This window comes from Peptoniphilus obesi ph1 (genome assembly GCF_000311865.1).
GTDB classification, from domain to species: Bacteria; Bacillota; Clostridia; order Tissierellales; family Peptoniphilaceae; genus Peptoniphilus_E; species Peptoniphilus_E obesi.
In genome coordinates this window covers 355629-380835 of record NZ_HE978580.1, presented here as the reverse complement: position 1 = coordinate 380835, position 25207 = coordinate 355629, and the positions used below count along the sequence as shown (strand labels likewise).

At 29.5% G+C, this 25207-nt stretch carries 21 protein-coding genes, 1 pseudogene and 1 other annotated feature (1 of these 23 running past the window's edge); of the genes and pseudogenes, 18 read left to right on the top strand and 4 right to left on the bottom strand.

Annotation, left to right across the window (positions count from 1 at the left end):
* Window positions 1–343 precede the first annotated feature (343 nt).
* The 13 genes and pseudogenes from HGPB_RS09090 to HGPB_RS01680 all read left to right on the top strand — a co-directional run.
* Window positions 344–454 (top strand): annotated as a pseudogene (locus tag HGPB_RS09090) (IS200/IS605 family transposase); the annotation flags it as partial.
* A 309-nt stretch (window positions 455–763) separates the two neighbouring features.
* On the top strand, window positions 764–2311 hold the full coding sequence (locus tag HGPB_RS01735; protein ID WP_019131953.1) for an ABC transporter substrate-binding protein: 1548 nt from the start codon (window positions 764–766) through the stop codon (window positions 2309–2311).
* A gap of 4 nt (window positions 2312–2315) precedes the next feature.
* Entirely contained in the window at window positions 2316–3269 is a 954-nt protein-coding gene (locus HGPB_RS01730) for an ABC transporter permease (protein WP_081578446.1), read from the top strand.
* Window positions 3266–4105 (top strand): ABC transporter permease, encoded by an 840-nt coding sequence (locus tag HGPB_RS01725; protein WP_019131951.1) that lies wholly within the window; start codon window positions 3266–3268, stop codon window positions 4103–4105. The genes HGPB_RS01730 and HGPB_RS01725 overlap by 4 nt, the downstream gene beginning before the upstream one ends.
* Window positions 4102–4935, top strand: a complete 834-nt coding sequence (locus HGPB_RS01720; RefSeq protein ID WP_019131950.1) for an ATP-binding cassette domain-containing protein — start codon at window positions 4102–4104, stop codon at window positions 4933–4935. The genes HGPB_RS01725 and HGPB_RS01720 overlap by 4 nt, the downstream gene beginning before the upstream one ends.
* Window position 4936: 1 nt before the next feature.
* On the top strand, window positions 4937–5719 hold the full coding sequence (locus HGPB_RS01715) for an ABC transporter ATP-binding protein (RefSeq protein WP_019131949.1): 783 nt from the start codon (window positions 4937–4939) through the stop codon (window positions 5717–5719).
* A 2-nt stretch (window positions 5720–5721) separates the two neighbouring features.
* Window positions 5722–6453, top strand: a complete 732-nt coding sequence (locus tag HGPB_RS01710; RefSeq protein ID WP_019131948.1) for an MBL fold metallo-hydrolase — start codon at window positions 5722–5724, stop codon at window positions 6451–6453.
* Window positions 6454–6747: 294 nt separating this feature from the next.
* Window positions 6748–8328: a type I restriction-modification system subunit M gene (locus HGPB_RS01705; RefSeq protein WP_019131947.1), complete on the top strand. Its 1581-nt coding sequence runs from the start codon at window positions 6748–6750 to the stop codon at window positions 8326–8328.
* Window positions 8321–9544 carry a restriction endonuclease subunit S gene (locus HGPB_RS01700; protein ID WP_019131946.1) on the top strand — a complete coding sequence of 408 codons (1224 nt, stop codon included), beginning with the start codon at window positions 8321–8323 and terminating at the stop codon, window positions 9542–9544. The genes HGPB_RS01705 and HGPB_RS01700 overlap by 8 nt, the downstream gene beginning before the upstream one ends.
* Window positions 9541–10143: a restriction endonuclease subunit S gene (locus HGPB_RS01695; RefSeq protein WP_148497871.1), complete on the top strand. Its 603-nt coding sequence runs from the start codon at window positions 9541–9543 to the stop codon at window positions 10141–10143. Before HGPB_RS01700 ends, HGPB_RS01695 begins: the two co-directional genes overlap by 4 nt.
* A gap of 19 nt (window positions 10144–10162) precedes the next feature.
* Window positions 10163–13192 (top strand): type I restriction endonuclease subunit R, encoded by a 3030-nt coding sequence (locus HGPB_RS01690; protein ID WP_019131944.1) that lies wholly within the window; start codon window positions 10163–10165, stop codon window positions 13190–13192.
* Window positions 13193–13336: 144 nt separating this feature from the next.
* Window positions 13337–14290, top strand: a complete 954-nt coding sequence (locus tag HGPB_RS01685; RefSeq protein WP_019131943.1) for a putative ABC transporter permease — start codon at window positions 13337–13339, stop codon at window positions 14288–14290.
* Window positions 14291–14438: 148 nt separating this feature from the next.
* Window positions 14439–14918 carry an acyl-CoA thioesterase gene (locus tag HGPB_RS01680; RefSeq protein ID WP_019131942.1) on the top strand — a complete coding sequence of 160 codons (480 nt, stop codon included), beginning with the start codon at window positions 14439–14441 and terminating at the stop codon, window positions 14916–14918.
* Window positions 14919–15002: 84 nt separating this feature from the next.
* On the opposite strand, the gene HGPB_RS01675 is transcribed toward HGPB_RS01680, so the two are convergent.
* Window positions 15003–15734, bottom strand: a complete 732-nt coding sequence (locus HGPB_RS01675) for a TraX family protein (RefSeq protein WP_019131941.1) — start codon at window positions 15732–15734, stop codon at window positions 15003–15005.
* A gap of 147 nt (window positions 15735–15881) precedes the next feature.
* On the opposite strand from HGPB_RS01675, the gene HGPB_RS01670 reads away from it, so the two are divergent.
* On the top strand, window positions 15882–16319 hold the full coding sequence (locus HGPB_RS01670) for a GNAT family N-acetyltransferase (RefSeq protein ID WP_019131940.1): 438 nt from the start codon (window positions 15882–15884) through the stop codon (window positions 16317–16319).
* A gap of 66 nt (window positions 16320–16385) precedes the next feature.
* On the opposite strand, the gene HGPB_RS01665 is transcribed toward HGPB_RS01670, so the two are convergent.
* Window positions 16386–17741 carry an aspartate aminotransferase family protein gene (locus tag HGPB_RS01665; protein WP_019131939.1) on the bottom strand — a complete coding sequence of 452 codons (1356 nt, stop codon included), beginning with the start codon at window positions 17739–17741 and terminating at the stop codon, window positions 16386–16388.
* A 29-nt stretch (window positions 17742–17770) separates the two neighbouring features.
* Window positions 17771–18913, bottom strand: coding sequence for a YkvI family membrane protein (locus HGPB_RS01660; RefSeq protein WP_019131938.1), 1143 nt, complete (start codon window positions 18911–18913; stop codon window positions 17771–17773).
* A 358-nt stretch (window positions 18914–19271) separates the two neighbouring features.
* Here HGPB_RS01660 and HGPB_RS01655 point away from each other — a divergent pair, with 358 nt between their 5' ends.
* Together HGPB_RS01655 and HGPB_RS01650 are read left to right on the top strand one after the other, a co-directional pair.
* Window positions 19272–20201 (top strand): glutathione S-transferase family protein, encoded by a 930-nt coding sequence (locus HGPB_RS01655; protein ID WP_019131937.1) that lies wholly within the window; start codon window positions 19272–19274, stop codon window positions 20199–20201.
* A 61-nt stretch (window positions 20202–20262) separates the two neighbouring features.
* Complete coding sequence (locus HGPB_RS01650) at window positions 20263–20814, top strand: C39 family peptidase (protein WP_019131936.1); 552 nt, start codon at window positions 20263–20265, stop codon at window positions 20812–20814.
* Window positions 20815–20827: 13 nt separating this feature from the next.
* On the opposite strand, the gene HGPB_RS01645 is transcribed toward HGPB_RS01650, so the two are convergent.
* Entirely contained in the window at window positions 20828–21667 is an 840-nt protein-coding gene (locus HGPB_RS01645; protein ID WP_019131935.1) for a bifunctional 5,10-methylenetetrahydrofolate dehydrogenase/5,10-methenyltetrahydrofolate cyclohydrolase, read from the bottom strand.
* Window positions 21668–21852: 185 nt separating this feature from the next.
* On the opposite strand from HGPB_RS01645, the gene HGPB_RS01640 reads away from it, so the two are divergent.
* Together HGPB_RS01640 and HGPB_RS01635 are read left to right on the top strand one after the other, a co-directional pair.
* A complete protein-coding gene (locus tag HGPB_RS01640) occupies window positions 21853–23139 on the top strand; it encodes a uracil-xanthine permease family protein (protein ID WP_019131934.1) in 1287 nt (428 codons plus the stop codon).
* Between the two features lie 241 nt (window positions 23140–23380).
* On the top strand, window positions 23381–24982 hold the full coding sequence (locus tag HGPB_RS01635; protein ID WP_019131933.1) for a potassium/proton antiporter: 1602 nt from the start codon (window positions 23381–23383) through the stop codon (window positions 24980–24982).
* 53 nt (window positions 24983–25035) lie between these two features.
* Window positions 25036–25207, top strand: a binding site (T-box leader); it runs 80 nt beyond the window's last position.

Below are 25207 nucleotides of genomic sequence, written 5' to 3'. Positions count from 1 at the left end.
TGGACCAGGGGTTCAATTTAGCTTTAGCGATGAAAAACAAATATAAAAAAGACCTCCATGTTAAAATAAATTTGTAGTTTACCAGAACACAAAATAACAGGAGGTTTTTATGAGTCTAACTCATACACACAGTTTATCACACACAAGATGGAATTTTAAATATCATGTAGTATTTGCTATAAAATATAGAAGAAAAGTAATTTATGAGATCAAAAGATTAGAAATGTGAGCAACATTAAGAGTTATTTATTTGAAAAGAAGTGAATATAATATAAGCAGAAGTATGCCCAGGTTAATCTTTATGTTAGCAGAAATACTACCAAATTATATTATTTCATAAATAATTAGATATTTAAAATGGAAAAATAGTTTAACAATATTTGATAGGCACGCAAATTTAAAATACAAATATGGAAACAGACGCTTCTGGAGTCGTGGAGATTATGTAGATACAGCTGTGGAAATACCAAAAAATCCAAAAATATATAAAAAATCAATGAAAGAAGATTATGTATCAGATCAAGTAATTATGAAATAATTTATAGATTCTTTCAAAGATGAGAAAGTAAAAAATGAACAAGTTTATTGACTTACTTTTTAGTATTAAGTTTTAATAGAAATATGTTAAAATGTATAGAGTTTATATTAAAATATCTAAAGATATTTAAATTTACATATTTTAAGTAACTATAATATAGTGACTTTATCTTTAATAAATATCATTAGATATGATTTGTTAAGTTTTAATTTTAATGGAGGAATTATGAAGAAGAATTGTAAGTTTTTAATTTTTTTACTTATTTTGACTATTCCTATGATATTTGTTGGATGCCAAAATAATAGTGAATCTAAAAGTGAAGAAAGTACAGACAAGATTGAAAGTAAGGACAGTCAAGAAGGAAAGAATGATTTATTAAATTTTGCTATTTCTGTTGATCCAGATGGACTAGATCCCCAAAGAACAACAGCAGCAAGTACCTTTCAAATTACAAGTAATATTTATGATACTTTGGTTGATGTTTCAAGTGATGGAAAATACGAACCAGCTCTTGCTGAGTCTTGGGAAATAAGTGATGATGGTCTGGATATTACTTTTAAATTAAAAAAAGACATTAAATTTCACAATGCAAAAGAATTTAATGCTGAGGCAGTTAAGGCATCTTTTGAAAGATTAAAAGATACTGATTCTCCAAGAGCTAGCGATTATGAAAATATAATAGGTATCGAAGTTTTATCAGACGATGAGATTAAATTTTTAACTAAAGAATTAGACGTTGAACTACTTTCAAAATTTGCTTATCCATGGGCTGCAATTATAGAAGTTTCATCTGCTTCTGATTTAAAAAATAATCCAGTAGGAACAGGTGCATATATGCTTGAAGAATGGATTCCTCAAGAAAAATTAGTTTTAAAAAAATTTGATGATGGACCATCTCAAGCAAATATTCAAAAAGTTGTTATGAAAACTATACCAGATCCTCAAGCAAAAATTTTAGCATTAGAATCTGGCGAAATTGATATTGCTGATATAGATGGTATGCAAGTAGAGATGGTAAAGTCAATTGATGGATATAAAATTGAAGAAAATTCGAAAAATGGACTTCAATTAATGGCTATGAATAATAAAAATGAGTACTTATCAAACAAAAAGGTTCGTCAAGCTATAACAAAAGCAGTAAATAAAGATTCTTTAATTGAAAATGTTTGGTATGGATATGGAGAAAAAATTGGATCCCATTATCCACCTATTCTAAAAGAATACGTTGATTATTCTAAAAGTTTAAGCTATGATCTTGATTCTGCAAAAAAATTGATGGCAGAAGCAGGTTATCCAGATGGATTTACATTAAAGATGTATCTACCAAAAGATTACCCAGATTATGTAGATGCAGGACAATTAATTGCTGAAGATTTAAAAGCTATAAATATAAATTGTGAAATAGAAATTGTAGAGTGGGCTTATTGGTTAGAAAGTGTTTACCAAGGAAGAAATTATGATTTAACAGTAGTTGGTCATACTGGAAGACTTGATCCATACCAATGGCTAGCAAGATATGAATCTGATAGTCCAGAAAACTATGTAAACTTTTCTAATCCAAGAATTGATGAGATACTAAAGACAGCTCCAAAAACTATGGATGAAAAAGAAAGAATAGAAATGTATAAGGAATTGCAAGGAATTTTATCTGAAGAGGTTCCAGCTTTATATATTCAATCACCTGTAATTATAACTGCTATGAAAGACTCATTAAGTGGATATAAAAGTTATCCGATAGATATTTATAGACTAAGAGATTTAAAATTTAAATAAAATTATGTTTGATTATACTATTAAGAGGATTTTGCAGGGATTTTTGTTAATATTTATTGTTTCTATTTTAACTTTTTTAATATTAAAAGTAATACCTGCAGATCCTGCAACTTTAATATTAGGAACTGAAGCATCTGCTGAAAATGTAGAAAAATTAAGAGAGTCTATGGGATTAAATAGACCTTATTATATTCAATATATAGAATGGATTTCAAATGCTATAAGAGGTGATTTGGGAAAAAGTTATTATTTTGGTAAAAGTGTAAACAGCTTAATTCATGAAAGGCTTCCTAGCACTTTTTTACTGGCAAGTACTTCTATAATTATAACTTTTTTTGTTTCTATATTATTAGGAACTTTAGCTTCTTTAAAAAGGGGAAAGACTTTTGATCATATAATAAGATTGCTTACCCAGATATCAACAGCTATGCCAAGTTTTTGGCTGGGGATGATAGCCTTAACTTATTTAGCAGCTAGGTTAAAGATATTTCCAATCACTCCCTCTATAGATTTCTCGAACAAGTTATCTAAAAATATCTATAATATTATTTTACCTGCCGTGGTACTTAGTTTAGGGCAAATGGGGCCATTAATTAGGCAAGTTAGAAGTTCAATGATTTATGTATTAGATTCAGACTATATTTTAAGTGCAAGAATTAGAGGTCTTTCTTCAAAAAAGATAATTTTTAAATATGCATTAAAAAGTGCAATAATAGCACCAATCACTCTTACAGGATTGCAATTTGCAAATCTTTTTGGAGGAACAGCTGTAATTGAAACAGTCTTTTCATTGGCAGGCATTGGAAGATTGCTTGTTGTTAGCGTTGAGCAAAGGGATATAATTTTGTTACAAGGAATTGTATTATTCATAACATCAATGGTTGTAATAATTTCTATAATTACAGATATTATATCAAGTTCTTTAAATAAATCTATAAAAATGGAGATAAGTAAATGAAATCAGTAAATAGAATTTTAAAAGATGACAAAAGTACAAATATCTCTTTATTTATAGGATTGGCTTTAGTTGGAATCTTCTTTTTCTTATTTATAATTGGATTTTTTTACTCAGTAAGTCCAACAGAAACTGATTTAGCAAATAAATTTGCTAGGCCTTCTAGAAAATATATTTTAGGAACAGATCATTTTGGAAGAGATAACTTAGCTAGGATTATGTTTTCTATGAGAGCTGTTTTTTCGGTTGGAGTGGGTTCAGTTTTTGTTGGAGCTTTTTTGGGAATAATTATTGGAATAATAGCAGCTATTTCTTCAAAAACTATAAAAAATTTAATTATGAACTTTATAGATGGATTAGTTGCATTTCCTGGTATTTTAATAGCAATGTTAATTGTTTTTATATTGGGGAAAGGAGTTAGAAGCACAGTAATAGCAATAGGAATTATGATGCTTCCTGTATATTCAAAGCTTAGCTATACGACAATAAAAGAAAACTGGAACAATTCTTTTATCAAGGCAGCAAGAAGTTATGGAATGAGTAAATTTAATATAGTTATACACCATATATTTCCCTTGCTACTTCCAAAAATAGTGACACAAATTTCATCAAATATTTCAGCAGCAATAATGATAGAATCGAGTTTATCATTTTTAGGACTAGGAATACAGCCTCCAAATGCAAGTCTTGGTTTGATGATAAAAGAGGCCCAAAAATTTGCATTAATATATCCACATATTATTTTGCCACCGGGAATAAGCTTAATTTTATTAAATTTAGGGTTTATATTTATTGGAGATAGCTTAAATGATAAATTAGTTTTGAGGAATGAAAAATGACGAACATTTTAGAAGTAAGTAATTTATCAGTATTAGATAAAGACAAGGAAAAATTATTGGATGATATTTCATTTTCTATAGAAAAGGGATCGAGTCTTGGAATTATTGGTGAATCCGGTTCTGGGAAAAGTTTATTGGTAAAAACGTCTCTGGGATTTTTGCCTAAAGGCTTAAAAGCAAGCTATGAAAAAATTTCTTTATTTGGGAAAGATGTATATGATATTTCTAGAAATAAAAGTAAAAAACTAATAGGAGAAAATGTTGGTTATATAGCTCAAAATACCGTAGAATATCTTCATCCACTTATAAAAATCCAAGATCAAATATCAGATGGATTTATTGATCATAAACTAGGAAATAAAAAAGAAGCAAGAGAAAAAGCGCTAGATCTTTTAGAGCTAGTTGGGATAGATGATCCTGACTATATAATGTCTTTATATCCAAATGAGTTATCAGGAGGACTAAAACAAAGAGTAAATATAGCTACAGCACTTATGGTTGACCCACTATTATTTATAGCAGATGAGCCAACAACTGCTCTAGATCCAAAAATTCAATATCAAGTTATGGAATTACTTAGAAAAAATCATGAAAGAACAAAGAATTCTATGGTAATAATTTCTCATGATTTATCTCTTATAAAAAATTATTGTGAGAATGTCCTTGTAATTTACAATGGAGTTGTTCAAGAAAAGGGTAAGGTTGAAAATATTTTTAATAACCCAAAATCAGATTATGCAAAAGCCTTATTAGATGTAAATGTTAAGTTTGATCAAGATAAAACTAAACCATTAAAAGATATCAGAGGCTATTTAAAAACTGAGGTATAAGATGCTTAGTGTAAAAAATATAATAAAAAAATATAAGAGTCAAAATTTTTCTATTTTAAATAAAAAATATTTTACAGCTGTAGATAATGTAAGCTTGGAGGTTCCAGAAAACACAATAGTCGGAATAGTTGGCCAAAGTGGTAGTGGTAAAACTACTCTTGCAGAGATTATAGGGGGCTTACAAAATCCTACAAGTGGTGAGATATTTTATAATGATATTGAAATAAAAAAACTAAATAAAGAACAATACAAAGAGTACAGGAAAAATGTTCAATTTATATTTCAATCACCAGTTGAATCAATGAATCCATATTACAAAGTTTCTAAAATTTTAGAAGAACCAATGAAATGTGTTCTAGAAGATTACAATCAAAAAGAAAGTATAGAAAAAATAGAGAAAATGATAGAATATATAGGCTTGGATAAAAGTTATTTATATAAATATCCAAAAGAATTAAGTGGTGGAGAAGCCCAAAGAATTGCTATTGCTAGAGCATTGCTATTAAATCCTAAATATATCATATGCGATGAATGCGTTTCAGCCTTGGATGTGAGCGTGCAAGCTCAAATCCTAAACTTACTTAAGAATTTACAAAAAGAATTTTCTATAAGCTATCTATTTATATCACATGATCTAGCAACTGTGAAATATATGAGCGATAAAGTCATTGTTATGAAAGAAGGTAAGATTGTAGAAAAAGGAAATACAGAAGAAGTTTTTTTAGATCCACAAAGTGACTACACAAAAATGATATTAAAATATTCTAGACTAAAAGAGGCATAAAGATGGAATTAAATGTAATTGGATATTACGGAGGAAGTGCTCCAAAAAATGAAGCAACATCTTCTTATCTATTAGAAGTTGGAAAAGAAAAGATTTTACTAGATTGCGGAGCAGCAAGCAGCTCTGTAGTTCAAAATTATTGCAATCTAACAGAAATTAATAATATAATCTTATCTCATTATCATTGGGATCACTTTAGTGATATAGGAGTATTTATCTACAACAGATATGTAAAAAGTCTAATAGGAGAATCTGATCAAAAATTAAATATCTATAGTTTAGATAATGAATTTTTTATAAAAGATTTTGAAAGTTTTCCCAGCAACAATGTAATAAAAATAAATGAAAAATCTAAAATAAAAATAAATGGAGTAGACATTAAATTTTATAAAACAAAACATCCCGTAGATTGTCTTGCAATTCGTTGCGAACACGCAGGCAGATCATTAGTCTATACAGCCGATGCGAGCCTGGATGATGGATTAATAGAATTTTCAAAAAATGCAGATCTTTTAATAACAGAGTGTAGTTTATATGAAGATGCAGACGGATCTAGTAGTGGTCATATGAATATTAATGATGTAATAGAATTAATAAATAAGTCTAGAGCAAAAAAAGTTATACTATCACATCTACCAATCTATGGAGATTTTAATAAAAATCTTTTATTAGCTAGAGATAAAACAAGAGCAAAAATATTTCTTGCAAAAAAATTTTTAAAAGTAGAAATATAAAAATAAGATATATAAAAGAAATCCTTATTCAAAATTTAAAGAATAAGGATTTTTTATTTATAAAATTTTAAAAATATATTTGTATATTAAATATTTAAAAATAATCTAAATTGCAACAATAAGTTAATTCACATTTAAATATTTATATTAAAGTATTAGTTCTTTAAACTTCTTTTAGGCATAAAAGGGGCTTAATTTTTAAAAACTTGTTATAATGAAAGTTAAAGATCTTTTATAAGTAATTTAGAAAATTATAAATACTTGATTTAAAGACAAAAGTAAAGTGAGGTAGACATGTCAGATTTAGCAAAAGAGAATAATGAAACGGCACAAAGATCAGAACTGCACAGAAAAATTTGGGCAATAGCAGATGATGTTCGTGGGGCAGTTGACGGATGGGATTTCAAACAATACATATTAGGAATACTATTTTATAGATTTATTTCAGAAAACATAACAGAATTTTTTAACTCTGCTGAACACGAAGCAGGAGATTTATCCTTTGACTATGCAGAACTTTCTGATGAAGAAGCAGAAGAGGACTTTAGACCAGGCACAGTTGAAGATAAAGGATTTTTTATATTGCCAAGTCAACTATTTGAAAACCTTGTCAAAACTGCAAGAACTAATGAAAATCTAAACACAGACCTAGCAAATATATTTAAATCAATTGAAGCCAGTGCAATAGGCTATGAATCAGAAGATGATATCAAAGGATTATTCGAAGATGTAGACACAACAAGCAACCGACTTGGCGGAACAGTAGCAGAAAAAAATAAAAGACTAGCAGACATATTAACAGGAATAGCAGGAATAAACTTTGAAAATTTCCAAAATAATGACATAGATGCTTTCGGAGATGCCTATGAATATTTAATTTCAAACTATGCCAGCAATGCAGGAAAGTCCGGAGGAGAATTTTTCACACCACAAACAGTTTCAAAACTTCTAGCAAGGCTTGTAATGGACGGAAAAACAAACGTTAACAAGGTATATGATCCAACATGTGGAAGTGGGTCCCTACTGCTTCAAATGAAAAAACAATTCGACCAAAATATTATTGACGAAGGTTTTTTTGGACAAGAAATTAACATGACAAATTTCAACTTGGCTAGGATGAACATGTTTTTACATAATGTAAATTATAATAACTTTTCAATCAAAAGAGGCGATACATTAATTAATCCTCTGCATGGCGATGAAAAACCCTTTGATGCAATTGTTTCAAATCCACCTTATTCAATTAAATGGATAGGAGATAAAGATCCAACCTTGATAAATGATGAAAGATTTGCACCAGCTGGAAAATTAGCACCAAAATCTTATGCAGACTACGCATTTATTATGCACTCACTAGCCTATTTATCAAGCAAGGGACGAGCGGCAATTGTTTGCTTTCCAGGAATTTTTTACAGAAGGGGAGCAGAAAAAACAATAAGAAAATATCTTATAGATAATAACTTTATAGACTGCGTTATCCAGTTGCCAGAAAATCTTTTCTTTGGCACATCAATAGCAACCTGCGTTTTAGTAATGGCAAAAAATAAAACAGAAAATAAAATCTTATTTATTGATGCGACTAAAGAATTTAAAAAAGAAACAAACAACAATATCTTAGAAGAAAAAAATATCAAGGCTATAGTTGATGAATTTAGAAATAGGGGAGAAAAAGAATACTTTTCAAGATATGTAGATATAGAAGAAATAGTAGAAAATGACTACAACCTTTCTGTTTCAACCTATGTGGAAAAAGAAGACACAAGAGAAAAAATAGATATAAAAGTTTTAAACAAGGAAATAGAAGAAACAGTGGCAAAAATAGATAAGCTTAGAGCTTCAATAGATAGGATCGTAAAGGAGCTTGAAGATGAGTAAGATAGATGAACTCTTGAAAAATGAAAAAGTTGAATGGAAGAAACTTGGGGAAATCGGACAAATTTATGGTGGAATAACAGGAAGAAAGAAAGAAGATTTTGTAGACGGTAACGCAAAATTTATTACTTATAAAAATGTATATTCAAATCCAGCAACTGAATTAAATGTTGAAGATAAGGTTAGAATAGGAAAACATGAAAATCAAAGAAAGTTAAAGTATGGAGATATATTATTTACTGGATCGTCTGAGACTGCAGATGAATGTGGTATGTCTTCAGTTATAACTAATGAGCTTAAAGAAGATGTTTATTTAAATAGTTTTTGTTTTTTTCTTAGATTAAATAATTCAAATTTATTGTTACCAAACTTTGCAAAACATTTATTTAGATCGATAAATTTAAGAAAAAAAATTATAAAGACAGCTTCAGGAGTTACTAGATTTAATGTATCAAAAGATTTAATGAAAAAGGTAGAAATACCGATTCCGTCAATTGAAACTCAAGAAAAAATAGTAAAAATACTCGACAATTTTACAGAATATGTTACTGAATTACAGGCTGAATTACAAAATCGTACTAAACAGTACGAATATTATAGAGATGACTTATTAAGTGAAGATTCCTTAAAAAAATTATCTGATAAATTAGATTCTTTAGAAGATAAAGAATACGAATTGGAAAATTTAAGACTTGAAGATATTGTAAAAATAAAAAATGGTAAAGATTGGAAAAAACTAAATAAAGGAAATATTCCAGTATACGGAAGCGGAGGCTATATGGATGTTAATGTTGATAAATGTTCATATGATAAGCCAAGTGTTCTTATACCGAGAAAAGGTTCAATAGAAAATGTTTTTTATTTAGATAAAGCCTTTTGGAATGTAGATACAATTTTTTATACAGAGATTGATGAAAGTAAGATTATTCCAAAATATTTTTATTATTTTATGAAAACTGTTGATTTAAATGCTTTAAGCACTAATACCACAAGACCGAGTTTAACACAGGATATTTTAAATAAAATTAAAATTAATTTACCACCGCTTGAAGTTCAAAGTAAAGTTGTTGAGGTTTTGGATAAATTTCAAAATTTGCTTTCTGAAACTCAGGGTTTGCTGCCAAAAGAGATTGAAGAAAGGCAAAAACAATATGAATATTATCGTGAAAAACTCTTGACATTTGAAGATATATCTGATTTTAAAGCAAGCAAGCAATAGTATCTAAAAACTACTTTAGTATACTAAAAGAAGCTTGCGAACTTGTTGGCATTGATTTATATGATATTGAATGGAAAAAGTTAGATGATTTATTAGAATATGAACAACCATCAAAATATATTGTTAAAACAACAGAATATAAAGATGAATATAATACACCAGTATTGACTGCTGGAAAAACTTTTATACTTGGCTTTACCGATGAAGAAGAAGGAATTTACAGAGCTGATAAGAATAGTCCAGTTGTTATATTTGATGATTTTACTTCTGGAAAACACTGGGTTGATTTTGATTTTAAGGTTAAATCATCTGCTATGAAAATTTTAAAAGCTAAAAATAATATAAATTTTAGGTATTGTTATTATTATATGACGACTATAAATATTGATATTAGTGAACATAAAAGGTTATGGATTTCTAGGTATTCAAAGATTAAAATACCAGTTCCGTCTTTAGAGGTTCAAGAGTATGTGGTTTCTATTCTTGATAATTTTGAGACTTTGATTAATGATATTTCACAAGGTTTGCCAAGAGAAATAGAGTTAAGACAAAAGCAATATGAATATTATAGAGAGAAATTGTTAAATTTTCCTAAATAGATAATAGAAAGGAGTAGCTATGTCTGAAACAACTACAAATTACGATAAGTCTACAATTGCTGAAATGAATAATGGGATAATTTTAGCAAATTTTGAAAAGAGCCAAGTTGCAAGAGATGGATCTTATCAGAGCGAGGCTGACCTTGAAAGGCAAATGGTTGAAAATTTAGTCGCTCAAGGTTATGAATACATAAAATTAAGCTCTAATAAAGATTTATATAGTAATTTAAAAACTCAAATTGAAAAATTAAATAAGGTGTCTTTTTCAAGCGAAGAGTGGAGCAGGTTTTTGCTTGAATATTTAGATGCTCCAAATGATGGCATGATTGAAAAGACAAGAAAAATTCAAGAGGACAATATTTATGATTTTACTTTTGATGATGGACAGGTAAAAAATATTAAGATTATTGATAAGAAAAATATTCACAATAATTTTTTGCAGGTTACTAACCAAGTAAAGGGTGTGGGCAAAGCTAATAACCGCTATGATGTTACGATTTTAGTAAATGGTCTGCCTCTTGTGCATGTTGAGCTTAAAAAAAGAGGAGTGGACTTGCACGAGGCTTTTAATCAGATCCACAGATATAGCAAGGAAAGTTTTAATAGCGAAGCGTCTTTGTATAGGTTCGTTCAAATTTTTGTAATTTCTAACGGGACCTATACTAGATATTTTGCAAATACTGCTGCTCAAAGTAAAAATAATTATGAGTTTACTTGCGAATGGGCAGATGCTAAAAATAAGGTTATTTGTGATTTAGAAGATTTTACTAAGACCTTTTTTGAAAAGCGTGTAATTCTTGAAGTTCTCACTAAATATTGCATTTTTGATGTTAGTAATACTCTTTTGATTATGCGTCCGTATCAAATTGCTGCTACTGAGAGAATTTTGTGGAAGATAAGATCTAGTTATGAAGCTAAAAAAGCTGGCAGACCTGAAGCTGGTGGTTTTATTTGGCATACAACTGGGTCTGGTAAAACCCTTACTTCTTTTAAGGCGGCGAGGCTTGCGACTGATTTGGATTATATTGACAAGGTGTTTTTTGTAGTTGATAGAAAAGATTTGGACTATCAAACTATGAAAGAATATCAAAGATTTCAACCTGATAGCGTAAATGGAAGTAAGGATACAAAAGAGCTTAAAAAATGTATTGAAAAGGATGATAACAGGATTGTAGTTACTACAATTCAAAAGTTAAATGAGTTTGTAAAGAGAAATCAGACTCATGAAATTTATGACAAACACTGCGTTTTTATATTTGATGAGTGCCACCGTTCTCAATTTGGAGATGCACAAAGAAATATAAGAAAGGCTTTTAAAAAGTATTATCAATTTGGCTTTACTGGCACTCCAATTTTTTCTGAAAATTCTCTTAATGGTGAAACAACTGCTGGTATATTTGGAGCTCAACTCCACAGTTATGTTATTACTGATGCTATTCGTGATGGCAAGGTTTTAAAATTCAAGGTTGATTATAATAATATTACTGCCAAGTTCAAGAGTGCGGAAAAAGAAGAGGACGAGCAGAAGTTAAAAAAACTAGAAAACAAAATGCTTCTTCATCCAGAAAGAATTACAGAGATTACCAAGTATATTTTGGATGTTTTTGATACAAAGACTCACAGAAACGAATATTATGATCTAAAACATAGAAGGATGAATGGTTTTAATGCTATGTTTGCTGTGCAGAGTGTCGATGCTGCAAAATTATATTATGAGGAGTTTAAAAGACAACAAAAAGATTTGCCTGAAGATAAAAAGCTAAGAGTTGCTACGATTTATAGTTTTGTTGAAAATGAGGAACAAAGAGCAATTGGAGAAATATCAGAGGAAAATTTTGATGTTTCTGCTATGGATTCGACTGCAAAAGAATTTTTAGACAAGGTAATTTCTGATTATAATGGGTATTTCAAAACTAATTATTCTACTAGTGGCGGCGAATTTCAAAACTATTATAAAGATTTGTCTTTAAAGGTTAAGGAAAATAAAATTGATTTATTGATTGTTGTTGGGATGTTTTTAACGGGTTTTGATGCTCCTACACTAAACACTTTATTTGTTGATAAAAATCTTAGGTATCATGGACTTATTCAGGCTTATTCTAGAACAAATCGTATTTTAAATAGCGTAAAGACTTTTGGAAATATTGTTTGTTTTAGAGATTTAGAAAAGGCAACTCAAGATGCTATAAAGACTTTTGGGGACGAAAACAGTTTAAATATAATTTTAGAAAAAAGTTATGAGGATTATATGCATGGTTTCACTGATGAAGAAAGTGGAGAGATAATCAAGGGTTATGTAGATATTTGCAATGAGATAGTCGATAAGTTCCCAGAGCCAACTGAGATTGTTTTGGAAGCAGATAAAAAAGAATTTGCAAAACTTTTTGGAGAATTATTAAAATCAGAAAATATACTTAAAAATTTTGATGAATTTGAAAATTTTGAAAAAATTATAAGCGATAGGCAAATGCAAGATATGAAGAGTGTTTATGTTGATATTAGACAAAGCACTATAAATCCTGGACATGGTGGCGATCCTGGAAGTGGAGAAAATCAAGTTGATTTTTCTGATGTTGAGTTTCAAATTGATCTTCTAAAAACTGATGAGATAAATTTAGATTATATTTTATCTTTGATACTTGAAAAGTCAAAAGAAAACGAAGATGTTGAAAGTATAAAAGCAGAAGTTAGAAGAGTGATTAGGTCAAGTCTTGGAACAAGGGCAAAGGAAGATTTGATAATAGATTTTATAAACACTACAAATTTATCAGAATTAAATAATACTGATGATGTTTTAGAATCTTTTTATAGTTTTGCAAAAAAAGAAAAGGAAAGCAATATTAAAAATCTTGTAGAAGAGGAAAGACTTAAAGACGGCTCAACTCGCTTTATAGGAAAAGCTATTGACAAGGGTTATGTAGAATATGCAGGCGATGAACTAGACCGAATTATTCCACCAACTTCAAGAAGAAGAGGGGCAAGGGAGAAAAAGAAAGAGTCTGTGCTTGAGAAAATAAGAAAAATTGTAGAAGTTTTTGTTGGAATTTAAATAGTTTTAGGGACTGACCTTATTTGTAGGGAAAGTCCCTTATTTTATATTAAATTTTTAATCAGATTGATAGATTTATGTTAATATAAAAATATATTTATAAAATTATTGATTAGAAAAATCAATTTTGATGGAGGATTTCTAATGTCTTTTGAAGTTTTGACAGACTATATTTTTATCTTTTTTATATTTTCAGTCATTGGATGGTTGATCGAGGTAAGTCTTAAATCAATCCAGTTTCATAGGTTTATAAATAGGGGATTTTTGGTTGGTCCTTATTGTCCTATATATGGACTTGGAGCTCTTTTGATTGTAATGAGCAACGAATGGATGGGAAAGTATGATAGCTCAAATGCAATTATATTTTTAAACTCTGTTTTAATTTGTGGATTTATTGAGTATTTTGTTTCTTACTTTTTGGAAAAATTTTACCATGCTAGGTGGTGGGACTATACAAATAGGCCTATGAATTTGCATGGCAGGATTTGGATAGGAAATTTAATTTTATTTGGCTTGGGTGGTTTAGCAATAGTAAATATTTTTAATCCCCTGTTTTTATCTCTCTTTCACAATCTTGATTTAAGATATAGAGAAATTATAGGAATATTTATTGTCATTTTGATGCTTAGCGATTATGTTATTTCATATTTTGTTATGAAGCTTATCAAGCTAAATGTTGAAAAATCAAAGGCTGATAATACAGATGATATTAAGAATGAGATTAAGCTTCTTGTAAAAGACAAAAATGTTTTATACAACCGTTTCATCAATGCTTATCCTGATGTTAAATATAGGACTGATAAGATAAAAAATAGGATTAGGGAAATAGAAGCAGAAACAAAGAAAATAAGAGATGAAATAGAAAGAGAAATACTTGAACAAAGACAAAGTATAAGAAATGATATAAAACCAATAACTATAATCAAAAGTGAAATAATAGAGAGCCAAGAAAAACTGATTTTACTTTTAGAAAGTGGATCAGCTCCAAAAGACCAAGTGGAAAAATTAAAGGAAGATATTGAAAGTCAAAAAGAATTATTGGATAAAAAAAGAAAAGTTCTAAAACTAGATAGGATTGATAATATAAAAATTTTATAGAAGTTTTTATCACCTCGTCAAGACGGGGTGATTTTTTATTAAATCTTGATAAAATTAATTATGTTTTACATGTTATAATAGCAGTGTATGAAAATAAATTTAAAATGAAAGTAAAATATATTGATCTAATAAGAAAGGATGTTATTGAATGGAAAAACAAAGAATTGCAATTCAAGATACTTATGGAGAAAGGTTTCAATATTGTTGGGGATGTGGACCTAAAAATGAAGAAGGCTTACATTTAAAATCTTATCCATCAGAAAGTGGAGAAGAATCTATCTGCAAATTCACACCAGAAAGCAAATATACAGGGGGAGTTCCTAAAAATCTTTTTGGTGGAATGATAGCAATGATTTTTGACTGCCATGGAACTGCTTCAGCAGCTTGGTTTAAACACAGAGACAAGGGTTTAGAGCTTACTGAAGATACTGTAATTCTTCGTTTTGTTACAGCAAGACTTGAAGTTGATTTTAGAAAACCAGTTCCTATGGATAAAGAAGTAACTGTAACAGCAAGAGCTGAAGAAATCGGCGAAAGAAAAGTTATTCTTAATATGGAAATGGAAGTTGAAGGGGAAGTTAGAGCAAGATCAAAAATGGTTGCAGTTGCTGTAAAAGATAATATGTAATCTTTTATTTTGATATAAAGATATTATTAATAGAGAAAAAGACTTTAGTTTTTGAAACTAGAGTCTTTTTTAGTGGAAATAATTTTAAATTTTAAAGTAAAAACGGATAAGACCTAAGATAAAAATATGGACAGGGTAAAAAAGATAATTAAATAACTTGTTTTGCCTTCCTCTTTGTCCGTTGTAGCATATAGTTACTGCAAAACCCAAGAAAGAATAAACTTCTTTAATTATTGAAAGATATCCAAGTCCTGCTCCAAGGAGTGGCCTATCGTAGAAAATATAAAATAAATAAGAAAGAACTATGGCGTGGTAGTCATAGTCAAGGCTTAAAAACATTGCCAAAAGTCCAAAAATAATCACGATAATGATAGATATAAAGTACCAGGAAAATTTATTTTTAAATTTATCTTTAAGAAAATCTATCAGCCAGATATTAATTAAACACAGAGCCAAGGTAAACATCATATTGTTCCAATTAGGATTAAAAAAGGTCCTCGATGTGAACATATCAAAAGGCACTTCGGAAATAAGCCCAAAAATAAGCAAGTTAATTAGGTATTTCTTTCTGCTTTTAGTTTTAAAAAATCCTTCGACAATTAAAAATATAAAAATTGGGAAGGCTATCCTTCCTAAAATTGAAAAAATATTAGAAAGATGCAATAAAAAACCATGACCATCCAAAAGTGGAGTTATGATAGCGTTGTTGACATGGTCAATTAGCATAGAGACGAAGGCTATATATTTTAGCCAGGCTCCATTAAAAAATTGAAATTTTTTAAGTTTTTCATTAGCAAAACGTCTATCTATTTGCATAAAGCCTCCTCATAAATTAAGTACACTTAATGATATAAAAATATATTATTAATTACAAGAAATTTTTATAAGAAAAAAGCGAGTCTTGGAAAGCTAATTTACTATGATATAATTTATTAATAAATTTTGGCTAAGGAAAGGAAAAGCATGGATTTAAAAGTAAAAAGATTTGATGAATTAAACATTTATGAGCTTTACAAAATAATGAAACTCAGGGTTGATGTTTTTGTTGTTGAGCAAAACTGTCCCTACCAAGAACTTGATAATATTGACCAGGATGCTTTACATATATGGTTTGAAGAAGATGGTAAAATTATTGCTTATTTACGTTTGTTTTATAAAAATGAAAAGACAAAAGAAGTCGCTCTTGGCAGGGTGATTTCTTTAAAGAGAAGAGAGGGAATAGCGAGTTTGCTTTTAGAAAGAGGAATAAAAATTGCAAGAGATGATCTTGCTGCTAGAAAGATTTACTTGGAAGCACAGACCTATGCAAAAAGTCTTTATGAAAAACAAGGCTTTAAAGTTATTTCAGATAGTTTTTTTGAAGATGGAATTGAGCATGTTAAAATGATTTTAGATATTTGATTTGAAATTAATAAATAAAAACCCCTTGGTATTTAAGTACAAACTTAAATACCAAGGGGTTTATTTTTACCAACCTATTTTTTTGTCGTCTGCAAGTTCTAAGTTTCCTTTTTCTAATTCTGAGAATCCTTTTTCAATTGTGTCTAGTGCTTTGTCTAGTTGATCTCTTGTTATTACTAGTGGTGGTTGGAATCTTAAAACATTTCCTTTTACTGTAATCATTAAAACTCCATTTTGCATTAGGTAGGTTATTAATTTTGAAGCACTTTCTGAGTCAGGCTCTTTTGTTTTTCTATCCTTTACAAGTTCAACGCCACCGTTTAATCCATAGATTCTTACATCGCCGATTACTGGATATTTTTCTTGCATTTTTTCAAAGCGTTCTCTTACATATTCGCCATCTTTTCTAGATTTTTCTACAAGATTTTCTTCTTCGATTACATCAAAACTTGCTAGAGCTGCTGCACAGCAAACTGGGTTTCCTGAAGTTGTAAATAAGTGCCCAGGTGCTTCTAGGCTATCCATGATTTCTTTTCTTCCTACGATTGCAGAAAGTGGCATGCCTGATGCAAGTGATTTTGCAGTTGTTAAGATATCTGGTGCTATTCCAAAGTGCTCGATTGACCACATTTTTCCAGATCTTCCCAAGCCTTGATTGATTTCATCTACTGCAAATACGATATTATTATCTCTTGTAAATTTATATAGTCTGTCCATGTATTCTTGAGGCATTTTTAAAAATCCTCCATCACCTTGGATTGCTTCTATTATTACTCCTGCGATTTCATCTACTGGTAAATATGTGTTTAGTGCATTTTCGAAATAGCCCCAATATCTATCTACAAATTCTTTTTCACTTTCGTTTTCTTTTCTGTCATAAGTATTTGGGAAAGGTATATATTCTACTCCGGATACAAGTGGAGTCATTTTTCTTCTCATATTTAAACTTACTGCTGATAAGGTCATTGATCCGTATGTTGATCCATGATATGCACCTACAAATGATACAATTGTTTTTCTTCCTGTGTAAGCTCTTGCAAATTTCATCATACCATCATTTGCATCTGATCCGGAGTTGCCGAATAAAACTTTTTTCTCAAAGTCTCCTGGTGTAACATCGATTAGTTTTTGAGCAAGTTGTTCAACTTTTGGGTTATAGAAGTAGGCTGGTGTGTAGTGTAGTAGAGTTTTCATTTGTTTTTCCATTGCTGCTAGAACTTTTGGATGAGAATGACCAACATTCATAGCAGAAGCGGTTGCTAAAAGGTCTATATATTCATTTCCATCAAGATCTTTTAGTATAGCTCCTTTAGCAGATTCTAGGCAGATATCGAAATAACGGATTTGTCCAGCTCCAGCATAAACTTTGTCAGATTTTTTTACCATTTTCATAGATTTTTCATTGTGTTTTAAATTTTCCATTTGATTGTTCTCCTTTACTCTTTATCTTCTTATCTTCTTGCTTCTCTTGCTTTTCTTTCTTTAACTTCTTTTTTTATAAATAGAAGTATCATTGCTATTCCAAAGTATCCTGTGAATGGATATACTAAGCCAACTAATTTACCGAATGGAAGTTGTCCACCGATTAAGGCTAAGATAGCCACTACAACTATTAATATATTTCTTGTAGATTTTTTTGTATTTTCTTTTGTTAGTGCATTTGTTACTGTCAAAAGCATTGGTACTGATGTTGAAAATATTCCTGCCAACAAAATTATTACAAATAAGAAACTAACTACTGGACTCATTTTTTGAGCAAGTGTTATGACTGGAACTTCGGCTTTAACTAATACATCGGCATGACCAAGCATGGCTAAATTTAAAGCAAAAGCTGCTGATATAAGTCCAACTCCTCCTGCTATTCCGCCAAGCCAAGCTTCTTTATTACTTGCAACTTCTTTAGAACCAAGTTCTACCATAAATGGAACTCCTGCAACTATGTTATAGGCTACAAATAAAACTGCTGCCAATAACCAATATGATCTAGAATTTCCTGCACCGTAAGGCAAATCATTTAGATTATTTAATAATTGGTCTGCGGATGCAAAGTTACCGGGATTTGTAAATAGAGTATAAAGTGCTATTGATAAAGTAAATATTATAAGTCCAGGTCCTATTAAAGAAATTACATCGACAACCTTTGTCAAACCAAGTAGGGCAACTAGGGTTATTATAATTGTCATTACTACAGTTCCAATTCTTGGGTCTAATCCAAAATATTGATTTAGGGTTGCTCCTGTTCCTGAAATCATTACTATTGTGATTAAAAATGCAAAAAACGGAGTGTAGTAGGTCATAAATTGTCCAAAAAATTTACCTAGATAATGAAAATATGGGCTAGCCTTTGGATTATTTCTTGTTCTATATCCAAAAGACATTAAAATTCCAGATACGCAGCAGCAAAGAAACATGGCAACTAGTGATCCAAAAATTCCCCTATATCCATATACTGTTAAAAATTGAAATACTTCTTGACCTGATGCAAATCCAGATCCGATTAGAAAAGCAATGACTGCACCTGCAACTCTCATTACATTTCTAAAACTAACTTTTTCTTTTTCTCTTACTGTTTCAAATACTTTGTTACTTTCCATCCTTTTCCCTCCTAAATAATAAAGAATAAAAAAAGCCCTCATTCTAGATAAATAGAATGAGAGCTTTGTTGAAGAGGTCCCATTCTTGTTTTTTTTGAAATCTAAAATAGGACCAATTCTGATAATTATTTTTTGTTAATTAAAATAAATATAGAATAAGCCTCTTATGTAATAATATTAATAATGAGAATTAGATTAAGATTTAAATTAAACATTTTTGTTACCTCTTCGAAATTTTATATTTTCACAATAGTAACTCATATAAAAAAAGATGTCAATACTTTTTTTTAATTTAATTTAATAAAGCTGTAAATTTATATTTTGTTTATATGGGTATTAAAAAATAAGGGGGGCAAGTATGAAAATTTTATTTAAGGGCGAGTGGGTTGAAGCTGGTTCCAAAGCAGATGAGGACGGAGCGTTTAAAAGAAAAGAAACTGATTTTAGGGATAGTATAAGTCCTGATGGAAAGTTTAAACCTGAAAAAGATAGGTATGCTATTTATGTTTCTTATGCTTGTCCATGGGCTTGCAGAACTCTTATGATGAGAAAATTAAAAGGGCTTGAAGATATAATTTCTCTTTATGTAGTAAATCCTTTGATGCTAGAAAACGGATGGACTTTTGAAGATTATTCTGGTGTTATAAAAGATGATGTAATAAATGCAAAATATATGTATGAGCTTTATTTAAAGGACAATCCAAACTTTACTGGTGATGTAACTGTTCCAGTTTTATATGACAAAAAATTAAATAAGATTGTAAACAACGAATCTTCTGAAATTATTAGGATATTTAATTCATCTTTTAATGGATATGGAGCCAATGACAAGGATTTTTATCCAGAAGAATTAAGAGATGAGATAGATAAAATAAATGATATAGTTTATGAAAATGTAAATAATGGAGTTTACAAGGCAGGTTTTGCAACTAGCCAAGAAGTTTATGAAAAGGAAGTAAAAAATATTTTCAAAACGCTAGATTATTTAGAAGAACACTTAGAAGGCAAAGACTACCTAGTTGGAAATAGGTTGACAGAAGCTGATATAAGATTATTTACAAGTTTGATTAGGTTTGACCCTGTTTATTTTGGGAATTTTAAATGTAATTTAAGACAGTTAAAAGATTATAAAAATTTGTGGAATTACACTAAAAGGATTTATAATCTAGAAGGGATGGCAGAAACTGTAAATTTTGACCATATAAAAAACCATTATTACAGATCTCATCCTGATATTAATCCAAATGGCATTGTGCCGCTTGGACCAGATGAAGATTTAAGTTTATAATAGTAAAATAAAATGCTTGTTATTTTAAATAATAAAATTTATTTTAGAAAAAGATGATTTAATGAAATTTATAGATAAAAAAGACTTAAAAGAAAATATTTTCTCTCATAAATTTATGGATTTTCCAAATATTTCATGGGCAACTAGCTCAAAATTTTCAGATAGGGCAAAAAACCACTGTGCAGCGACGGCTGTTACAAATCTATCAATTTTTTATGCCAATAAGGGTTATAAAAATTTATTTGTAGATGGGGATATTTATAAAACTTTTATGTCTGTTTATTCTTATATTGGAAATGGACCAAGAATTATTATTGCAAATGATATAAAAAAGATTTTCAAAAAAAGAGGATATGATATAGATATTTTATATTGTAGAAAGTTTGAAGATATAAAAAATTCTATTGATAAGAACAGGCCTGTGCTCCTGCTTTTAGCAGATAAGTTATTTTCTTGGCATTGGGTTATGGGTCTTGGTTATTATGAGTCTGATAATAATAAGTATGTAAGAATAGTTGATGGATGGAATAATTCTTCTGATAAATTTTATAAATTTAATGGGGAAACAAAATTCCTATATGGTCTATCGGTAAATATAAAAAAAGAAAAGTAATGGTTGTTAGCCATTACTTTTTATTTTTGTAAAATTTTAAAACATTTTTTAGTAGTAAAAGATTTGTTATGGAACCAACTCCACCAGGAACTGGGGAATAGGCTTCTACATAATCTGTAACATCTTTTTCATCTAAATCGCCTGCTAGCTTTCCTTGGTCATTTTTAGAAAGTCCTATATCAATAATTGTAGAGTTTTTAGAAAAATAAGACCTATCTAACATCTCAGCCTTTCCCATGGCAGTAAATATTATGTCTGCTTTTTTTGTGTAGGATTTTAAATCTTTTGTTTTTACATGGCAAATACTAACTGATGCCCAATTTGCTAAAAGTAACATAGCAAGAGGTTTTCCAACTACATCTGAGTGGTTTATTATTAGGCAATCTTTTGATTCCAAATCATAGCCATAGAATTCTAAAAGTTTTACAGCAGCAAGCGGTGCAAGTGGAATAAATCCATCAAGCTGTCCTGAATAAACTTTTGCCTTATTAATTGGATTCATGCAGTCTATATCTTTTTTTGGATCTATTGCTTGGTCTATAATTTTTGTATCTATATGGTCAGGAAGAGGTCTATAAACTAAAATTCCACCAACTGTTTCGTCCTTGTTTAGCTTGTCAATTAATTTTAATAAATTTTCTTGGCTTTCATTTTCATCTAATTCATTAACATCAACTTTAATTTTTGTTTTTTCGGCGCTTCTTTTGATTCCCTTTTCGTAAGCCAAATCAGCTTGATCATTTCCAAATCTTATTATAGAAAGTTTTGCATCAATTTTAAATTTATCTATTTCTTCTTTGATTTCTTCTATTAAATTATCAGCAAATTTTTTTGAACTTAAAATTTTAGTCATACTGTTCACCCCTTTGTTTTAAGTATATGCTATCTTTTTGATAATTTCTATAAGAATAATTTAATAAAAAAATCTTTACTATTAGTAAAAAAATATTGAAGGCAGCTTTTAATTATGGTATCCTTTTAAAGATATAATTTTATGAGTAAGCTGACGAATTTATAATTAGACAGAAAGGATTAGGAATGGAAAATAATTTATTATACGATGTTCACGAAAGACCTGCTTTAGTCAAGTCTATTTTTTTGAGCTTTCAACATGTTTTTGCAATGTTTGGTGCAACAATTTTAGTGCCTATTGTGGTTGGTTTGCCAGTATCAGTTGCCTTGTTTTGTAGTGGGATAGGAACAATAATTTATCTACTACTTACAGGCTTCAATGTACCGGTTTATTTAGGCTCATCTTTTGCTTATATTTCTGCAATGAAGTATGCAATGGAAGCCATGGGTGGAGATATTAGTGCTTCACAAACAGGAATAATGCTTATTGGTCTTATTTATGTAATAGTTGCAATAATTTTAAAATTTACAGGAACTTGGTGGCTTGATAAGTTATTACCTCCAATTGTAATAGGTCCAATGATTATAGTTATAGGTCTTGGACTTTCATCAACAGCAGTTGAGCAAGCTGATTTTGTTGCTGGAGGAGATGTAAGAAATATGATTGTTGCAGCGGTTACATTTTTAATAACAGCAACTATATCTGCAAAAGCTAAAGGTGTTTTTAAAATAATTCCATTTTTACTGGGAATAGCTGGTGGATATATTTTTTCTATGGCTCTTGGCATAGTTGAGTATGATGGAATAGTTCAAAGTGTTCAAAATGGATTTTTCCACCTACCTGATTTTTATCTACCTTTTGAAACAAAAACATTTGGTAGATATCATTTATACTTTGGCCCTGAAACAATGGCAATTCTTCCGGTGGCTCTTGTAACCTTATCTGAACACATAGGGGACCACACAGTTTTAAGTAAAATTTGTGGAAGAAACTTTTTAAAAGATCCAGGACTTTCAAGAACTATATCAGGTGATGGAGTTGCAACAGCTGTATCTGCTTTTCTTGGAGGACCAGCAAATACAACTTACGGAGAAAATACTGGAGTTGTTTCTCTAACAAGAGTTGCTAGTACAAGTGTAATTTTTGGAGCTGCTATAATTGCAATATTATTAAGTTTTGTTGCTCCAGTTCAAGCAATAATAATGTCTATACCAACTCCTGTTATAGGCGGTATGAGTTTATTATTATACGGTGTAATTGCTAGTAATGGACTTAGTGTTTTGGTAGATAATAATGTTGATTTTACTAAGCAAAGAAATCTTATAATAGCATCAGCTATGCTTGTTCTTGGCCTTGGTGGAGCAATGTTTCCAATTAGTAAACTTGCAAATCTTTCTGGAACAGCCCTTTCTGCTATTGTTGGAATAATTTTAAATCTTGTTTTTAAAGATAAAGAAGAAAAAGAATTCTAAATAGATAAAACAGTAAGTAGAAACACGTCTTATTTTTAAGGCGTGTTTTTTTATGTCTATAAATTTTATTAAATCATGAAAAGGTTTTTATATGATACAATGTAGAAGTCAAAAGAGCTAGAAAATGATATTTTTAATTACATCAATTGTTTTAATATTCACATTATTTGCAATGGATATGTTATCCAAGTAATAAAAATATCTTTATAGGACACAATAAAAAAATCATGGGAGTTAGGAAATGATACTTTTACTTATATCAATTGTTTTAATACTTGCATTATTTGCAATGAATATTTCATCTAAGTCAGGAATTCCTTCCTTGCTTTTGTTTTTATCTTTAGGAATTATTTGCAAGCTTATAGGAATTGATTTTGTTAACTATGAATTGGGTGAACATTTATCAACTTTTGCACTTATAGTTATTATGTTTTATGGTGGCTTTGGTACAAGATGGAAAATGGGCAAGCCTGTTATCAAAGAAGCAGTTGTGCTTGCGACTCTTGGAGTAGTTTTTACTGCACTAGTGAGTGGATATTTCATACACCTTGTATTTAAATTTCCTCTTTTAGAAAGCTTATTAGTAGGATCAATTATTGCATCAACAGACTACGCTTCTGTATCAAACATTTTGACTTCAAAAAACTTGAACTTAAAATATAATACAGCTTCACTTTTGGAATTAGAAAGTGGGTCTAACGACCCGACAGCCTATACAATGACTATTTTGTTTATATCTTTAATTTTGGGGAAAGATATATCAATTCCTTTTTTAATTTTAAAACAATTCTCTCTTGGTATTTTAATAGGATTTGTTTTTGCAGTTATAATTGAAAAGTTAATTGACAAGATTGATTTAAAAAAAGATGGTCTAGCCATAATTTTTATGACAGCGAGTGCTCTTTTTACATATTCTTTGACTAATGTATTAGGAGGAAATGGATTTTTAGCAGTTTATATTTTTGGTATAAAAGTTGGAAATAAATCATTCGTTGGGAAAAAGGACATAATATTTTTCTTTGATGGTTTTACAGAGCTTATGAGCATCGGTTTGTTTTTCATCTTGGGACTTTTGGCTACTCCATCAAAAATTATAGAGACTCTTCCAATTGCAGTTTTAATAATGGTATTTGTGAGCTTGATTGCAAGACCTCTAGTAGTTTTTGGATTAATGGCACCATTTAAATTAAAGAAAAACCAGGTTGCAATTGTTTCTTGGGCAGGTTTAAGAGGAGCAGCTGCCATTGTGTTTGCAATTATGGCAATAAATAACCTGGAAAATATTAATATAGATATCTACCATATAGTATTTGGAATTTGTTTTTTATCTTGTTTAGTTCAAGGAAGTCTTATGCCACTTATATCTAAAAAATCAGATATGGTTGATTTAAATGATACAGTTTTAAAAACTTTTAACTTTTATGTTGATAAGAGTGATATTTCTTTTTTAAAAACTAAAGTTAAAGAAGGAGGACCACTAGAAGGTAAATTATTAAAAGAAATAAAATCGGATTATGATTTTATAATAGCTAAGATTAAAAGAGGGCAAAAAACAATTGTGCCTAGAGGAAATGTAAGGCTAGAAACGAATGACTTGCTTGTTGTTGCAGGAGAAGAATATTTTGACCCAGAAGGATACGAACTTTTAGAATTTACAATCAGCCACGGTCATGATTGGATTGGAAAAGAAGTTATAGATTTAAAATTAAAGTCTGATAAATTAATTATTGCAATAAATAGAAATCATAAATTCATAAGGGCTCATGCAGACACTGTTATAGAAGAAAATGACAGAATACTTATGATAACTTCAAATAATATTGTAGAAGAAATTGAAGAATAAAATTAGCTAAATATCTTATTGACAATAAAGAATTTTATAGTATACTAAATTTATCAAAACCGAAAACGAAGAGTAGTAATTAAAAAATAACTTATTAAGAGAGTGGCATCTAGAGCTGAAAATGCCTATAAGGAATTTTAATGAATGGACTTCTGAGGGTGGGAAGAAATTTATAAATTTATTTTATATAAAGTAATGCCCAACGGCAACCGACCGTTATCCTGG

Excerpts from the sequence above, each read along its gene's own strand:
- HGPB_RS01735 (WP_019131953.1), top strand. The coding sequence starts at position 764 with ATGAAGAAGAATTGTAAGTTTTTAATTTTTTTACTTATTTTGACTATT.
- HGPB_RS01730 (WP_081578446.1), top strand. The coding sequence starts at position 2,316 with ATGTTTGATTATACTATTAAGAGGATTTTGCAGGGATTTTTGTTAATA.
- HGPB_RS01725 (WP_019131951.1), top strand. The coding sequence starts at position 3,266 with ATGAAATCAGTAAATAGAATTTTAAAAGATGACAAAAGTACAAATATC.
- HGPB_RS01720 (WP_019131950.1), top strand. The coding sequence starts at position 4,102 with ATGACGAACATTTTAGAAGTAAGTAATTTATCAGTATTAGATAAAGAC.
- HGPB_RS01715 (WP_019131949.1), top strand. The coding sequence starts at position 4,937 with ATGCTTAGTGTAAAAAATATAATAAAAAAATATAAGAGTCAAAATTTT.
- HGPB_RS01710 (WP_019131948.1), top strand. The coding sequence starts at position 5,722 with ATGGAATTAAATGTAATTGGATATTACGGAGGAAGTGCTCCAAAAAAT.
- HGPB_RS01705 (WP_019131947.1), top strand. The coding sequence starts at position 6,748 with ATGTCAGATTTAGCAAAAGAGAATAATGAAACGGCACAAAGATCAGAA.
- HGPB_RS01700 (WP_019131946.1), top strand. The coding sequence starts at position 8,321 with ATGAGTAAGATAGATGAACTCTTGAAAAATGAAAAAGTTGAATGGAAG.
- HGPB_RS01690 (WP_019131944.1), top strand. The coding sequence starts at position 10,163 with ATGTCTGAAACAACTACAAATTACGATAAGTCTACAATTGCTGAAATG.
- HGPB_RS01685 (WP_019131943.1), top strand. The coding sequence starts at position 13,337 with ATGTCTTTTGAAGTTTTGACAGACTATATTTTTATCTTTTTTATATTT.
- HGPB_RS01680 (WP_019131942.1), top strand. The coding sequence starts at position 14,439 with ATGGAAAAACAAAGAATTGCAATTCAAGATACTTATGGAGAAAGGTTT.
- HGPB_RS01675 (WP_019131941.1), bottom strand. The coding sequence starts at position 15,734 with ATGCAAATAGATAGACGTTTTGCTAATGAAAAACTTAAAAAATTTCAA.
- HGPB_RS01670 (WP_019131940.1), top strand. The coding sequence starts at position 15,882 with ATGGATTTAAAAGTAAAAAGATTTGATGAATTAAACATTTATGAGCTT.
- HGPB_RS01665 (WP_019131939.1), bottom strand. The coding sequence starts at position 17,741 with ATGGAAAATTTAAAACACAATGAAAAATCTATGAAAATGGTAAAAAAA.
- HGPB_RS01660 (WP_019131938.1), bottom strand. The coding sequence starts at position 18,913 with ATGGAAAGTAACAAAGTATTTGAAACAGTAAGAGAAAAAGAAAAAGTT.
- HGPB_RS01655 (WP_019131937.1), top strand. The coding sequence starts at position 19,272 with ATGAAAATTTTATTTAAGGGCGAGTGGGTTGAAGCTGGTTCCAAAGCA.
- HGPB_RS01650 (WP_019131936.1), top strand. The coding sequence starts at position 20,263 with ATGAAATTTATAGATAAAAAAGACTTAAAAGAAAATATTTTCTCTCAT.
- HGPB_RS01645 (WP_019131935.1), bottom strand. The coding sequence starts at position 21,667 with ATGACTAAAATTTTAAGTTCAAAAAAATTTGCTGATAATTTAATAGAA.
- HGPB_RS01640 (WP_019131934.1), top strand. The coding sequence starts at position 21,853 with ATGGAAAATAATTTATTATACGATGTTCACGAAAGACCTGCTTTAGTC.
- HGPB_RS01635 (WP_019131933.1), top strand. The coding sequence starts at position 23,381 with ATGATACTTTTACTTATATCAATTGTTTTAATACTTGCATTATTTGCA.